11 protein-coding genes are annotated in these 14,156 nt (G+C 52.7%); 5 read left to right on the top strand and 6 right to left on the bottom strand.

Annotation, left to right across the window (positions count from 1 at the left end):
• Positions 1-120 precede the first annotated feature (120 nt).
• Complete coding sequence (cysQ, locus tag O6D90_RS21020) at positions 121-861, top strand: 3'(2'),5'-bisphosphate nucleotidase CysQ (protein ID WP_016151445.1); 741 nt, start codon at positions 121-123, stop codon at positions 859-861.
• Here cysQ and O6D90_RS21015 read toward each other — a convergent pair.
• Positions 851-1,408 carry a YtfJ family protein gene (locus O6D90_RS21015; RefSeq protein WP_016155526.1) on the bottom strand — a complete coding sequence of 186 codons (558 nt, stop codon included), beginning with the start codon at positions 1,406-1,408 and terminating at the stop codon, positions 851-853. The genes cysQ and O6D90_RS21015 overlap by 11 nt on opposite strands.
• A 327-nt stretch (positions 1,409-1,735) precedes the next feature.
• On the opposite strand from O6D90_RS21015, the gene O6D90_RS21010 reads away from it, so the two are divergent.
• Positions 1,736-1,942, top strand: coding sequence for a DUF1107 domain-containing protein (locus O6D90_RS21010; RefSeq protein WP_003025710.1), 207 nt, complete (start codon positions 1,736-1,738; stop codon positions 1,940-1,942).
• Positions 1,943-2,009: 67 nt separating this feature from the next.
• On the opposite strand, the gene O6D90_RS21005 is transcribed toward O6D90_RS21010, so the two are convergent.
• Positions 2,010-3,350, bottom strand: a complete 1,341-nt coding sequence (locus tag O6D90_RS21005; RefSeq protein WP_003830418.1) for a hemolysin family protein — start codon at positions 3,348-3,350, stop codon at positions 2,010-2,012.
• A gap of 152 nt (positions 3,351-3,502) precedes the next feature.
• Entirely contained in the window at positions 3,503-4,141 is a 639-nt protein-coding gene (gene msrA / locus O6D90_RS21000; protein WP_016155527.1) for a peptide-methionine (S)-S-oxide reductase MsrA, read from the bottom strand.
• A 212-nt stretch (positions 4,142-4,353) separates the two neighbouring features.
• On the opposite strand from msrA, the gene tamA reads away from it, so the two are divergent.
• From tamA to O6D90_RS20985, 3 genes are read left to right on the top strand one after another with little or no spacing between them, the layout of a single operon-like run.
• Positions 4,354-6,087 carry an autotransporter assembly complex protein TamA gene (gene tamA / locus O6D90_RS20995; RefSeq protein ID WP_016155528.1) on the top strand — a complete coding sequence of 578 codons (1,734 nt, stop codon included), beginning with the start codon at positions 4,354-4,356 and terminating at the stop codon, positions 6,085-6,087.
• Positions 6,084-9,860 (top strand): autotransporter assembly complex protein TamB, encoded by a 3,777-nt coding sequence (tamB, locus tag O6D90_RS20990; RefSeq protein ID WP_271143219.1) that lies wholly within the window; start codon positions 6,084-6,086, stop codon positions 9,858-9,860. Before tamA ends, tamB begins: the two co-directional genes overlap by 4 nt.
• A 2-nt stretch (positions 9,861-9,862) precedes the next feature.
• Positions 9,863-10,207: a gamma-glutamylcyclotransferase family protein gene (locus tag O6D90_RS20985; protein ID WP_016151451.1), complete on the top strand. Its 345-nt coding sequence runs from the start codon at positions 9,863-9,865 to the stop codon at positions 10,205-10,207.
• A 42-nt stretch (positions 10,208-10,249) separates the two neighbouring features.
• On the opposite strand, the gene O6D90_RS20980 is transcribed toward O6D90_RS20985, so the two are convergent.
• The 3 genes from O6D90_RS20980 to ppa all read right to left on the bottom strand — a co-directional run bounded on the left by O6D90_RS20980 (position 10,250) and on the right by ppa (position 14,140).
• Positions 10,250-12,259: a TonB-dependent receptor domain-containing protein gene (locus O6D90_RS20980; protein WP_016155530.1), complete on the bottom strand. Its 2,010-nt coding sequence runs from the start codon at positions 12,257-12,259 to the stop codon at positions 10,250-10,252.
• Between the two features lie 83 nt (positions 12,260-12,342).
• Positions 12,343-13,413 carry a YncE family protein gene (locus tag O6D90_RS20975; protein WP_016155531.1) on the bottom strand — a complete coding sequence of 357 codons (1,071 nt, stop codon included), beginning with the start codon at positions 13,411-13,413 and terminating at the stop codon, positions 12,343-12,345.
• A 199-nt stretch (positions 13,414-13,612) separates the two neighbouring features.
• The gene (gene ppa / locus O6D90_RS20970; RefSeq protein WP_003025726.1) at positions 13,613-14,140 is read right to left on the bottom strand and encodes an inorganic diphosphatase; all 528 of its coding nucleotides are present in this window, start codon (positions 14,138-14,140) and stop codon (positions 13,613-13,615) included.
• Between the last annotated feature and the right edge of the window lie 16 nt (positions 14,141-14,156).

The raw sequence follows: 14,156 nt of genomic DNA, 5'->3' as shown, positions 1-14,156 counted from the left end.
GTGAATCATGACATGAATATAGCGTTTAAAACCGCAGACGCTATCACAGTTGGCGGATCCTTTGGCGATCGGGTATAAGTAAAACAACGAGTTAACACCACGACAGAAACGAGGTGGAGAATGTTAGAACATGTATGCCAGCTTGCACGGAATGCGGGCGATGCCATTATGCAGGTCTACGATGGAATCAAACCGATGGAGATTACCAGCAAGCAGGACGATTCTCCGGTCACGGCGGCGGATATCGCCGCGCATACGGTGATCCTCGAAGGATTACTGGCGCTGACGCCGGATATTCCGGTCCTGTCTGAAGAAGCGCCTCCTGGCTGGGATGTTCGCCAGCACTGGCAGCGCTACTGGCTGGTAGACCCGCTGGACGGTACCAAAGAGTTCATTAAGCGTAACGGTGAATTCACCGTCAATATTGCGCTTATCGAGCAAGGAAAGCCGGTACTGGGCGTGGTTTACGCGCCGGTGATGAAAGTGATGTACAGCGCGGCAGAAGGTAAAGCGTGGAAAGAAGAGTGCGGCGTGCGCAAACAAATCCATGTTCGTGACGCGCGTCCGCCGTTGGTGGTGATTAGCCGCTCGCATGCTGACAATGAGTTAAAAGAGTATCTGCAACAGTTGGGTGAGCACCAGACCACGTCGATTGGCTCATCGCTGAAGTTCTGCCTGGTGGCGGAAGGGCAGGCACAGCTGTACCCACGTTTTGGGCCAACTAACGTATGGGACACTGCCGCTGGCCACGCCGTTGCCGCCGCAGCCGGGGCGCACGTTCACGACTGGCAGGGGAAATCTCTGGATTACACCCCACGTGAATCATTCCTCAACCCCGGCTTCCGCGTCGCTATTTACTGAGTAATTTGTGCAGCAGGGCAATAACCTGCTGCACCTCTTCCTGCGTCAACGCACCATCTTTTGCCCACTGAACGCGTCCGTCCTTATCAAGTACGGCGATAGCGGAGCTCTCTTCATCCAGTTGCCAGGCTTTACGCGCAATGCCATTGCTGTCGACAATAAATTGTGACCACGGGTAGAGCTTCTTATTGCTCTCCAGACTGCTGCGCACAAACATACCGGAGCCAGGAATGGCGTCATCGGTGTTGACGATCGTGGTGGTCTGGTATTTGTCGTGCGGCAGGCTGGCCGCTTTGATTGCCTCGATCAGCGTAGCATTTTTCTCTTTGGCGGAGGTGCGTCCGGCAATGTGTTGCACAATTCGCACTTTCCCAGGCAGCTGCGCGCTATTCCAGCTTTTGTAGCTAAACTTATCGTTATCGAGAATCAGTTCGCCGCGATCGGCGATCCCCACCGGCGGTACGCGCTGGTTGGTCTCAAACGAATGCGCACCGGCAATCATCGGCAGCAGCAGGCACGACAGCGCCAGCAGTTTTTGTAAGGTCATAGGTTTTCCTTCTTTCTTTATTTTGCAGGTGATCCGACCACTTGGGTCTGGAATTTAATCATATGTGCGATTGATGCTTTTTCCCGCAAGCGCGATGCCAGTTTGCGGACGGGCGCACAAATCCTGCGAAAAATGAAGGCTTATACTGAAGACAGCGAAGCGTTGAAAAGATAATTCTGAATATTTGTAACCTGAAGGTAAATAAACTTATACACGCTGGAAACATGAGCGAGATAGTCTATAGTCATAGGGCATTAAAATTTGCGCCTGAGGATTGTCGGACCGATTGTGGTACCGCAAAGGCGTAATGCTCAGCAGGAGACAACAATGAAAATTTTCCAACGATACAACCCGCTGCAGGTGGCGAAGTACGTGAAGATCCTGTTTCGTGGACGGTTATATATCAAGGATGTAGGCGCTTTTGAATTTGATAAGGGTAAGATTCTTATCCCAAAAGTGAAGGACAAACTGCATTTTTCCGTGATGTCCGAAGTTAACCGTCAGGTCTTGCGTCTGCAAACTGAGATGGCTTGATCAAAGTGCTATGCGGTAGTTAAAAAAACGGCTCCTGGATGGGAGCCGTTGATGTTTCTGCAGGACGTTAAGACGCCTTTGCCTCTTCTTTTGCATCCGGCAGTTTCGGTACCAGTACGGTAGGTTTACTGTCCAGACGCGTCACCAGCAGCTGATCAATCTTGTAGTTATCGATATCCACCACTTCAAATTTGTAGCCTGAATACTTCACCGAGTCGGTGCGTTTCGGGATTTTACGCAGCATGAACATCATAAAGCCGCCGATGGTTTCATAGTTGCCGGACTGCGGGAACTCATCGATATCCAGGACGCGCATAACGTCATCAATCGGCGTACCGCCATCGACTAACCATGAGTTTTCATCGCGCGCCACGATCTGCTCTTCCAGACCCTGACCGACTAAATCGCCCATCAGCGTAGTCATAACGTCGTTGAGCGTGATAATCCCCACCACCAGCGCGTACTCGTTCATGATGACGGCAAAGTCTTCGCCTGCGGTTTTGAAGCTTTCCAGCGCTTCAGAGAGCGTCAGCGTATCCGGCACAATCAGCGTATTGCGGATCTGTACGCCACTGTTCAACGCCATGCTTTGGTTCGCCAGTACGCGGTTGAGGAGATCCTTTGAATCGACATAGCCAATGATGTGGTCGATATCTTCGTTACACACCAGGAATTTGGAGTGTGGGTGTTCCGCCACCTTGTTCTTCAGGCTTTGCTCATCTTCGTGGAGATCGAACCAGATAATATTCTCGCGCGAGGTCATGGAAGACGGTACGGTACGGGATTCCAGTTCGAACACATTTTCAATCAGCTCATGTTCCTGCTTACGCAGAACCCCTGCCAACGCACCCGCTTCGACCACGGCGTAAATATCGTCCGAGGTGATGTCGTCTTTACGCACCATCGGGATCTTAAACAGACGGAAGATGTTATTTGCCAGACCGTTAAAGAACCACACCAGCGGGCGGAAGACGAGCAGGCAGAAGCGCATCGGGTTGATGATACGCAAAGCCACAGCTTCTGGCGCAATCATACCGATGCGTTTCGGAGTTAAATCCGCGAACAGGATGAACAGGCCAGTAACCAGCGAGAACGACAGAATAAAGCTTAACTGTTCGGACAGCTCTGGAGTGAAGTACTTCGAGAAAAGGCTGTAAAACGCCGGGGAGAATGCCGCATCACCGACAATACCACCGAGAATAGCGACCGCGTTAAGGCCAATTTGCACAACGGTAAAAAACATGCCGGGGTTTTCCTGCATCTTCAAAACACGTTGTGCGTTTACGTTGCCTTCATCGGCAAGCAGTTTAAGTTTTATTTTGCGTGATGCAGCAAGCGAGATCTCGGATATCGAGAAAAACGCACTCACGGCGATCAGGCAGAGAATGACTAAAATACTGTTTAACATATCTTATCCGACCGTTAAGGCCAGATCCTCGGAAGGGATAAATTGATAAATCCGTGTGAAATACACATTGAAAACCGGTCCGAAGGGAGTGGACCGGCAATTTCAGGAGCTAGTATAGCGTAAGGTACTGTAAAGCCGCCAGAGGGTGGCGATTATCCTTGTGGCGGCAGACAAACGCCAATCCCGCCAATGCCACAGTACCCATAAGGATTTTTATGCAGATACTGCTGGTGGTCGTCCTCGGCATAGTAAAACGGAGTTGCGGTAGTGATTTCCGTTGTAATGGTGCGCTCGTCGCCAGCGGCGGTCATTGCTGCCTGAAAACGCTCAAGGCTTGCCCGTGCCGCGACGGTTTGCTCCGGCGTTAACGGGTAAATGGCGGAGCGATATTGCGTCCCCTGGTCGTTCCCCTGACGCATGCCCTGCGCCGGGTCGTGATTTTCCCAGAACACCTGCAGCAGTTGCTCGTAGCTGATAACATGCGGATCATAGACGACACGTACCGCTTCGGCGTGTCCGGTATCGCCGGAACACACTTCCCGATAGGTTGGGTTAGGGGTGTAGCCGCCGGTATATCCGGCCGCTGTGCTGTATACCCCGGGTAATGACCAGAATAAACGTTCAACGCCCCAGAAACATCCCATGGCGAAAAAGGCTATCTCCATACCGTCGGGCACGTTGGTCATCGAATGTTGGTTAACCGCATGCAGCGTTGCCACTGGCATCGGGGTGTTGCGTCCAGGTAGGGCATCTGCTTGAGTAACAAGATGCTTTCTATCAAATAAACTCATGGCCGTTCTCCCGAAATCAGTCATTTGGGTTAAGGTTGTAACGAGACGCGTCTTTGCCCACAATAAACGGCGTGAATACGTCTAGAGTTAAACATAAGAAATATTTGGGTTGTCGTCTGTTTTTCAACTCTTATTGTTGATTTTTTGTTAAGCCGAGGAACGGCATAGTATTTTTTTCCAGGGGTGGGAAAAAAGGATATTCAGGAGAAAATGTGCCACATATCCGTCAGTTATGTTGGGTGGGATTACTGTGCTTAAGTGGCTCCGCCGCCGCAGCGAATGTTCGCTTACAGGTCGAGGGATTATCAGGACCGCTGGAGAAAAACGTCCGTGCGCAGCTATCCACGATTCAAAGTGATGAAGTCACTCCAGACCGACGCTTTCGTGCGCGCGTTGATGATGCCATCCGCGAAGGGCTAAAAGCGCTGGGCTACTTTGAGCCCACCATTGATTTTGAGCTGCGTCCGCCGCCGGCGAAAGGACGCCAGGTGCTGATTGCCAAAGTGACCCCTGGTGAGCCGGTGCTGATTGGCGGCACCGAAGTGATTCTGCGCGGTGGCGCACGTACGGATAAAGATTACCTGGATCTGCTGAAAACGCGACCGGCAATCGGCACCGTGCTGAATCAGGGGGACTATGATAACTTCAAAAAATCACTCACCAGCGTAGCGCTGCGCAAAGGCTATTTCGACAGTGAATTTAATAAAAGCCAGCTTGGGATAGCGCTCGAACGCCGCCAGGCATTCTGGGATATCGATTACAACAGCGGTGAACGCTATCGCTTTGGCCATGTCACTTTTGAAGGCTCGCAAATTCGCGATGAGTACCTGCAAAATCTGGTGCCCTTTAAAGAGGGTGAAGAGTACGAGTCGAAAGATTTGGGCGAACTGAACCGTCGTCTGTCGGCGACCGGATGGTTTAATTCCGTGGTCGTCGCACCGGAATTTGATAAAGCCCGTGAAACCAAAGTGCTGCCGCTGAAAGGCGTTGTGTCGCCGCGAACTGAAAATACCATCGAAACCGGGGTCGGTTACTCAACTGACGTCGGTCCACGGGTGAAGACCTCGTGGAAAAAGCCGTGGATGAACTCCTATGGCCACAGCCTGACCACCAGCGCCAGCATCTCTGCGCCAGAGCAGGTTCTTGATTTCAGTTATAAAATGCCGCTATTAAAGAACCCGCTGGAGCAGTATTACCTGGTGCAGGGGGGCTTTAAGCGTACCGATTTAAACGATACCGAGCAGGACTCCACTACGCTTGCGGTTTCCCGCTACTGGGATCTCTCCAGCGGCTGGCAGCGCGCGATTAACCTGCGCTGGAGCCTCGACCACTTTACCCAGGGTAACGTCACTAACACCACCATGCTGCTCTATCCGGGCGTGATGATCAGCCGGACGCGCTCGCGCGGCGGTCTGATGCCAGTCTGGGGCGACTCCCAACGTTATTCTATCGATTACTCCAACACGGCCTGGGGTTCAGACGTTGATTTCTCCGTCTTCCAGGCGCAAAACGTCTGGATCCGCACGCTGTACGATCGTCATCGCTTTGTGATGCGCGGCAACCTCGGCTGGATCGAAACCGGGGACTTCGACAAAGTACCGCCGGATCTGCGTTTCTTCGCCGGGGGCGATCGCAGCATTCGCGGCTACAAATACAAATCTATTTCGCCTGAAGGCAGCGACGGCAAGCTGAAAGGGGCCTCGAAGCTGGCGACCGGCTCGCTGGAATATCAGTACAACGTGACCGGAAAATGGTGGGGCGCGATGTTTGTCGATAGCGGCGAAGCGGTCAGCGATATCCGCAGAAGCGATTTCAAAACCGGTGCCGGGGTCGGCGTACGCTGGCAATCGCCAGTGGGACCCATCAAGCTCGACTTTGCTGTCCCTGTGGGCGACAAAGATGAACATGGTTTACAGTTTTACATCGGTCTGGGGCCTGAATTATGAGTTTATGGAAGAAGATAAGCCTCGGCGTGCTGATTTTTATCCTGCTGTTGTTAGGCACGGTGGCGTTCCTCGTCGGCACCACCTCGGGCCTGCATCTGATCTTCAAAGCGGCGAATCGTTGGGTTCCGGGGCTGGAGATTGGTCAGGTCACCGGCGGCTGGCGGGATTTATCGCTCAAAAATATTCGTTATGACCAACCTGGCGTGGCGGTGAATGCTGGCGAAGTGCATCTGGCCGTGGGGCTTAACTGCCTGTGGGACAGCAGCCTGTGCGTCAACGATCTGTCGCTGAAAAATATCAACGTGGCGATCGACAGCAAAAAGATGCCGCCATCAGCGCCGGTTGAAGAGGAAGAGAGCGGTCCGCTTAACCTTTCCACACCTTACCCAATCACGCTTTCGCGCGTGGCGCTGAACAACATCAATATCAAAATCGATGACACCACGGTTTCGGTGCTGGAATTTACCTCCGGCCTGAACTGGCAAGAAAAAACGCTAACCCTGAAGCCAACGTCATTACAGGGGCTGCTGATTGCCCTGCCTAAAGTGGCGGAAGTGGCGCAGGAAGAGGTTGTCGAACCAAAGATTCAAAATCCGCAACCGGATGAAAAACCGCTCGGCGAAACGCTAAAAGATCTGTTCTCAAAGCCGGTGCTGCCGGAAATGACCGATGTCCATCTGCCGCTCAATCTCAACATTGAAGCGTTTCGCGGCGAGCATCTGCGCGTGACCGGGGATACGGATTTAACGGTACATAACATGCTGCTGAAAGTGAGCAGCATTGACGGCAACATGAAACTCGATGCACTGGATATCGACTCGAATCAGGGGACGGTAAAAGCCAGCGGCACGGCGCAACTGACCGACACGTGGCCGGTCGATATTACGTTAAACAGCACGCTCAACGTCGATCCGTTAAAAGGCGAAAAGGTGAAGCTGAAGGTTGGCGGCGCGCTGCGTGAACAGCTGGAAGTCGGCGTAAATCTGTCTGGTCCGGTGGATATGGACCTGCGGGCGCAGGCGCGTCTGGCGGAAGCCGGATTGCCGCTCAACCTTGAGGTGGTGAGTAAGCAGGTTTACTGGCCGTTTACTGGCGACAAGCAGTTCCAGGCTGATGACATCAAGCTCAAACTGACCGGTAAGATGACCGACTATACGCTGTCGATGCGTACCGCTGTGAAAGGTCAGGATATTCCTCCGGCTACCATCACGCTGGACGCCAAAGGCAACGAACAGCAGATCAATCTCGACAAACTCAGCGTTGCGGCGCTGGAAGGGAAAACTGAGCTGAAAGCGCTGGTGGACTGGCAGCAGGCGATCAGCTGGCGCGGGGAGCTAACGCTGGATGGCATCAACACGGCGAAAGCGATCCCGGAGTGGCCATCAAAACTGAATGGCCTGGTGAAAACTCGCGGCAGTCTGTACGGCGGAAGCTGGCAGATGGAGGTGCCCGAGCTGAAGCTGACCGGCAACGTGAAGCAGAACAAGGTTAATGTGCACGGTTCGCTGAAGGGTAACAGCTACCTGCAGTGGACGATCCCGGGCCTGCATCTGGAACTGGGACGCAACAGCGCGGATGTGAAAGGGGAACTGGGGGTCAAAGACCTCAATCTCGACGCGACGATTGATGCCCCGAGCCTGGATAACGCGCTGCCGGGACTGGGCGGTACGGCGAAAGGGCTGGTAAAAGTTCGCGGTACGGTTGAAGCGCCACAGCTGCTGGCGGATATCACCGCCCGGGGTCTGCGCTGGCAGGAGCTGTCCGTCGCTCAGGTGCGTGTCGAAGGCGACGTGAAATCGGCAGAGCAAATCGCTGGTAATCTCAACGTTCGCGTAGAGCGGATTGTACAGCCTGACGTGAATATTGGCCTGGTGACGCTCAATGCCAAAGGTAGCGAAAAGCAGCATGAGCTGCAGTTGCGCATTCAGGGGGAACCGGTCTCCGGGCAGCTCTCCCTGGCAGGTAGCTTTGATCGCCAAGAGCAGCGCTGGAAAGGTGCGTTAAGCGATACCCGCTTCCAGACGCCGGTCGGTCCGTGGTCCCTTAACCGCCCTGTCGCGCTGGATTATCGCAATCAGGAACAGAAAATCAGCATTGGGCCGCACTGCTGGAACAACCCGAATGCGGAACTGTGCGTACCGCAAACCATTGATGCCGGTGCACAAGGACGCGCGGTGGTGAACCTTAACCGCTTTGATCTGGCGATGCTAAAACCGTTTATGCCGGATACAACCCAGGCCAGCGGCGTTTTCACTGGCAAAGCAGATGTGAGCTGGGACACCACCAAAGAGGGGCTGCCGCAGGGGCAGGTTACGCTGAGCGGACGTAATGTGAAGGTCACGCAAAGCGTAAACGATGCGCCACTCCCTGTGGCGTTTGAAACGCTGAATCTGACCGCCGACCTGCACAATAACCGTGCCGAGCTGGGCTGGCTGATTCGCCTGACCAACAACGGGCAGTTTGACGGCCAGGTGCAGGTGACGGATCCGCAAGGACGCCGCAGTCTCGGCGGCAACGTCAACATCCGCAACTTCAATCTGGCGATGGTGAACCCCATTTTCTCGCGCGGTGAAAAAGCGGCTGGGGTGATCAACGCCAACCTACGTCTGGGCGGTGATGTGCAAAGCCCGCAGCTGCTCGGACAGCTGCAGCTGAGCGGTCTGGATATCGACGGCAACTTTATGCCGTTTGACATGCAGCCAAGCCAGTTAGCCGTTAACTTCACCGGAACACGCTCAACGCTGGCGGGAGTGGTGCGTACGCAGCAGGGCGAAATTAACCTGAGCGGCGATGCCGACTGGAGTCAGATAGACAACTGGCGGGCGCGCGTTGCGGCTAAAGGCAGCAGGGTTCGTATTACCGTGCCGCCGATGGTCCGCCTGGACGTATCGCCGGACGTGGTCTTTGAAGCCACGCCGAGCCTGTTTACCCTTGATGGCAACGTGGATGTGCCGTGGGCGCGTATCGTGGTACACGACCTGCCGGAGAGCGCAGTAGGGGTTTCCAGCGATATGGTCATGCTTAACAACAATCTGCAACCGGAGAAACCGCAGACAGCAGGTATTCCGATCAACAGCAACCTGAACATCCACGTCGGTAACAACGTGCGTATTGACGCCTTTGGTCTAAAAGCGCGTCTGACGGGCGATCTGAAAGTGGTGCAGGATAAGCAGGGGCTGGGGCTGAACGGACAAATTAATATTCCGAGCGGACGTTTCCATGCCTATGGTCAGGATCTGATTGTGCGTAAGGGCGAGCTGTTGTTCTCCGGTCCGCCGGATCAGCCGTTACTCAACATCGAAGCAATTCGTAACCCGGAAGCCACCGAAGACGACGTGATCGCCGGGGTTCGCGTCACGGGCACCGCCGATGAACCGAAGGCGGAGATCTTCTCCGACCCGACGATGTCGCAGCAAATGGCGCTTTCCTACCTGCTACGCGGACAAGGACTGGATAGCGAACAGAGCGATAGCGCGGCAATGACTTCAATGCTTATTGGTCTGGGGGTTGCACAAAGTGGTCAGGTTGTGGGTAAAATCGGGGAGACATTTGGCGTAAGCAATCTGGCACTGGACACACAAGGGGTGGGTGATTCATCTCAGGTGGTTGTCAGCGGATACGTACTGCCAGGTCTGCAGGTGAAATATGGTGTGGGTATATTTGACTCCTTAGCGACACTCACGCTACGTTATCGTCTGATGCCTAAGCTATATCTGGAAGCAGTGTCTGGCGTAGATCAGGCACTTGATTTGCTCTATCAGTTCGAGTTTTAGCAATGCGAATATTTGTCTACGGCAGTTTACGAACCAAACAAGGCAACAGCCACTGGATGACCAATGCCCTGTTGCTGGGAAATTTCAGTATCGACAACTACCAGTTGTATAGCCTGGGCCACTATCCAGGCGCCGTTCCAGGAGAGGGAACAGTACACGGGGAAGTTTATCGTATTGATAACGCCACGCTGGCAGAGCTTGACGCTCTGCGTACCCGTGGCGGTGAATACGCACGCCAGTTAATTCAAACGCCGTACGGAAGTGCATGGATGTACGTGTACCAACGTCCGGTTGATGGCTTAACGCTGATTGAAAGCGGTAACTGGTTAGACCGAGACCAGTACTGATATGAACACGCCACCCTCGGGTGGCGTTGTTTTATTCTGGATTTAAAACTCCACGCGCGCGCCGAGGTTATAGCGGCGTCCTTCCACCTGTGCGGATTCGTTCCACGCGGTTGTCAGTTTCGGATCCTCATCCAGCACGTTGTAGACCCCAGCCATCAGTTGCGTGTGCTTATTGAGCTGATAACGTACGCCTACGTCCACCATCGTGTAGTCATCATATTTATAGTTATTGCCGCTGTTGCGGTTACTGCTGCGATAATTCACCGTACTCCATACGTCCAGGCTTTGCGTTGCCGCCCAGTTCAGCGACAGATTCGCCATATGGCGCGGATAATCGTTTAGCGCGTAGCCTTTGTTAACGCCGCTTTTTTGTTCGCTGTGGTTCCAGGTGTAGTTAGCGTTGGCTTTTACATCGGCGGTAATCTGCCAGTCGGCATTCAGTTCTATACCGTATACATCCGCCTCGCTGACGTTGAAGTATTTACTGACGGAATCCGCGTTGTAGCCGTTGACGGAGCACTGGTTCGTCGACGTGGTTTCACAAATAGTTTGTTCAGCAATTTTGTCTTTGAACTGCGTATAGAAGACGGTGCTGTCGAGCGATAGCGCATCTCCCGTCCAGTAGAGGCCCAGTTCAGAGTTAACGCTTTGTTCAGGTTTCAGGTCGTCGTTACCAACGGTGAGGAAGGGATAAGGTACGGTTGAGCCGTAAGGAGTTACGAAGTTGCTGGACGTCGCGCGCAGCTCCGGTTTTTTATAGCCTGCGGAAACGCCGCCTTTCAGCGCCCAGTCATTGCTAAAGGCCCAGTTACCGTACATTTTCGGCGTAATATGTGTGCCAAAATTGTCATCCTGGTCCATCCTCGCTGACGTGGTCAGGATGAAATCGCCAATGCTCCAGCCGTCTTCAGCAAACAATGCCCAACCGTTACGGCTGATTTTGGTCACCGGGTCAGATCCGGGCAGCGTTTTGTTGGCCACATCAAAGCGGTCATTCAGCTCTTCGCGCGTGAAATTCGCCCCAACGGTCAGTTTATGGGTGTCGAGCGTGAAAGTGGTTTGCGAATTGGCGACGTAGTTCTCCATCTGCACATACTGCGGGGACTGTCCGTCATAAACGTACTTCGAACGGCCTTTTTCATAGTTTATGTAGTTGGTTGTCGCGATGGTGTCGTCTGCATACCAGCCGGTATGCGTCAGGGTGGCGGCGTTACGATCGAACAGCCATGACCACGGCGCACCGCGTTTCTGGGTACGGTTTTTTTCCTGCTCACCGGTGACCACGTTGAGATCGAACAGGTTATTCTCGCTGGCGGCCAGGCCCAATGTCATATCAACGGATTTACGATTGTGTTTGCCAAAATAGTTATTGCGATCGTCATCGCGACGGTCAAGCCAGTCGGCCGCCACGCTAAGGCCGAGAACATCGGGCACAATCGGCCCCATGGTAAACAAATTCATCTGGCTGGTATTACCTAAATACTGGTGCTCCTGCAGCCAGGTATTGGCAGCAATTGCCGTGGTCCACTCTTTTGCGCCGTACGGTTTTTTGGTAATGACGTTAACCACACCGCCGATGGCGTCTGAACCGTACAGCGAGGACATCGGCCCACGGATAACTTCGATACGCTCAATGGCCTCCATTGGCGGTAAGAAGTTGGCTTCAGTACCAATATCATGTCCGTAAGGACGAGATTCACCGGTATTTTGTTTGACGCTGTTGACCATAAAAGCGGTATAGGACGGGTCCATGCCGCGGATCATAATGCTACCGGCGTTCATGCCGCTGCTGTTGGTGACCGAGACGCCGGGAAGGTTTTTAATGGCTTCACCGATGCTACGGTCCGGCTGAATATCCAGCGTGTTACGATCGATAACTGAAATAGTGGCCGGCGCTTCGCGTTTTTGCTGCGAGAATCCGGATGCGGTGATCACCATTTCATCTTCGCTAGTGCGTGAGGTCTCGGTGAGTTCTTCTGCCTGGGTGGGGAAAATAACACCGCCTGAGAATGCAACGATCCCTGTCAGCGTAATAAGTTGACGCGTTTTCATAATATAGACACCTGAAAAGTAAAAAATAAAAACATCACCTTGCAGCTCAAAAAAGCTGCAAGGTGCAGATAGTTTTTTAATTATTAATATTTAGAGAGATCGATTTTCAGCACGTAGTCGGGCTTCACACCTGTCATTTTTTCCGACTGTTTGACGCTGACGTACAGGGTGTTAGCATCTGCCGAGAGCGCCAGACTGTTAGGTAATGCATTGGTTTCAATGCTTTGTTTTACCTGGTAGGTCTTGCTGTTCACAATACTGATGCGTTTAGCATTACGGTGGGTGATATAAACTTCCTGGCGTTTTTCGTTATATATCACTGCCAGCGAGTTAATAACCTTAATTGGTGCAATAACCTTACCGGTATTAAGATCAACAACCAGTACGTCCGCTAAATCCGGATCGGTCAGGAATGCGCGGTTATTTTTTGCATCCAGGGCAATATTCAGGAAAAAATGTTTTTTATCTGGCTCAATGGTAAAGCGATTAATAATTTGATGGTTGGTGGTATCCAGCGTAATAAGCTCGTTTCGGCCATTCACAACATACAGGCGGTTCTTATTTGCATCCACGGCCATGCCGGTCGGGTACTGGCCCATGTTCTCGAGGGTGGCGATTTTCTCGCGCTTTTGTGTGTCCACCACCCAGACTATGCCCTTTTCAGCCACGCCGGAAACGTACAGACGGTGGTGCTGTTTATCGAGCACCATTTCACGCGTATGAACAATATCTTTCGGGTTTTTGGCTTCGCTCAGTTGCAGTATCGCCAGCTCTTTACCGCTGCGGGTATCGACTAGCGTTACTGAACCTTCCAGCGTGTTGCCGACATACAGCACCTGGTTTTCTTCATCCAGCGCGGTGGCAAAGGCACGACGGCTGGTGTCGATGACTTCAGTCGTCGTGAGTTTCTCCAGATCGAGTTTGTAGATAAGCCCGCTGGTTTTATCTTTATCAAACGACGGCGACGAGGCGACAAAAAGTGCATTCTGCTGGCTATCAACCGCCAGCTCATACACGCCGTTACCGACATCGCGGGTCAGAAAATCTTTCTCAGGTAGCGTCTGCGCCACGCTGGACAGGCTGGTAAATAACAGCGCTGTGGCGAGTGCCACGCAGGAATAGCGTTTCAGGGACTTCACATTGTGGAGGTTCATTGACTTTTATTCACATTTATTTACATGATGAGAATGATAATGAGATCTAATATCATTCGCAATTAAGATAAATGAAATGTGACTACCCATTCTGGTAGGTCAAAAAGAAAACAGCGAAGGGGAGAGGTGGTAGAACGTAGAAATTTAAAAACCCTTACTAACCAGAGACTGGCGTTCAGGGTTTTAAGCAAACGCGAACTTACTTCTTCGCGCGCTCGAAAGAAGCAACGATTTCAGCTTTAGCGGCTTCAGCGTTGTCCCAACCGTCAACTTTTACCCATTTGCCCGCTTCGAGATCTTTGTAGTGTTCGAAGAAGTGGGTGATCTGCGCTTTCAGCAGTTCCGGCAGGTCGGTCACATCTTTGATGTGATCGTATTCTTTGCTCAGCTTAGTGTGCGGAACCGCAACCAGTTTCGCATCTTCACCGGATTCGTCAGTCATTTTCAGTACGCCAACCGGACGGCAGCGGATCACTGAACCTGGCTCCAGCGGGTACGGAGTCGGGACAAGAACGTCTACCGGGTCACCGTCCAGAGACAGGGTGTGGTTGATGTAACCGTAGTTGCACGGATAGAACATCGCGGTGGACATGAAGCGGTCAACGAACAGGGCGCCGCTCTCTTTGTCAACTTCGTATTTGATCGGATCTGCGTTGGCAGGGATCTCGATAACAACGTAGATATCTTCCGGCAGATCTTTACCGGCAGGGACGTTGAGTAAGCTCATGTCTGTTTCCTTTAAA

Source organism: Citrobacter sp. 21OH12SH02A-Citro (assembly GCF_027919895.1).
In the GTDB taxonomy this organism is placed as follows: Bacteria; Pseudomonadota; Gammaproteobacteria; order Enterobacterales; family Enterobacteriaceae; genus Citrobacter; species Citrobacter braakii.
The sequence above is the reverse complement of the archived record's forward strand: the minus strand, read 5'-3'. Positions and strand labels throughout refer to the sequence as shown.

Coding starts and splice junctions, on each gene's coding strand:
- O6D90_RS20975 (WP_016155531.1), bottom strand. CDS start 13,413: ATGAACCTCCACAATGTGAAGTCCCTGAAACGCTATTCCTGCGTGGCA.
- O6D90_RS21015 (WP_016155526.1), bottom strand. CDS start 1,408: ATGACCTTACAAAAACTGCTGGCGCTGTCGTGCCTGCTGCTGCCGATG.
- msrA (WP_016155527.1), bottom strand. CDS start 4,141: ATGAGTTTATTTGATAGAAAGCATCTTGTTACTCAAGCAGATGCCCTA.
- O6D90_RS20980 (WP_016155530.1), bottom strand. CDS start 12,259: ATGAAAACGCGTCAACTTATTACGCTGACAGGGATCGTTGCATTCTCA.
- O6D90_RS21010 (WP_003025710.1), top strand. CDS start 1,736: ATGAAAATTTTCCAACGATACAACCCGCTGCAGGTGGCGAAGTACGTG.
- cysQ (WP_016151445.1), top strand. CDS start 121: ATGTTAGAACATGTATGCCAGCTTGCACGGAATGCGGGCGATGCCATT.
- ppa (WP_003025726.1), bottom strand. CDS start 14,140: ATGAGCTTACTCAACGTCCCTGCCGGTAAAGATCTGCCGGAAGATATC.
- O6D90_RS21005 (WP_003830418.1), bottom strand. CDS start 3,350: ATGTTAAACAGTATTTTAGTCATTCTCTGCCTGATCGCCGTGAGTGCG.
- O6D90_RS20985 (WP_016151451.1), top strand. CDS start 9,863: ATGCGAATATTTGTCTACGGCAGTTTACGAACCAAACAAGGCAACAGC.
- tamB (WP_271143219.1), top strand. CDS start 6,084: ATGAGTTTATGGAAGAAGATAAGCCTCGGCGTGCTGATTTTTATCCTG.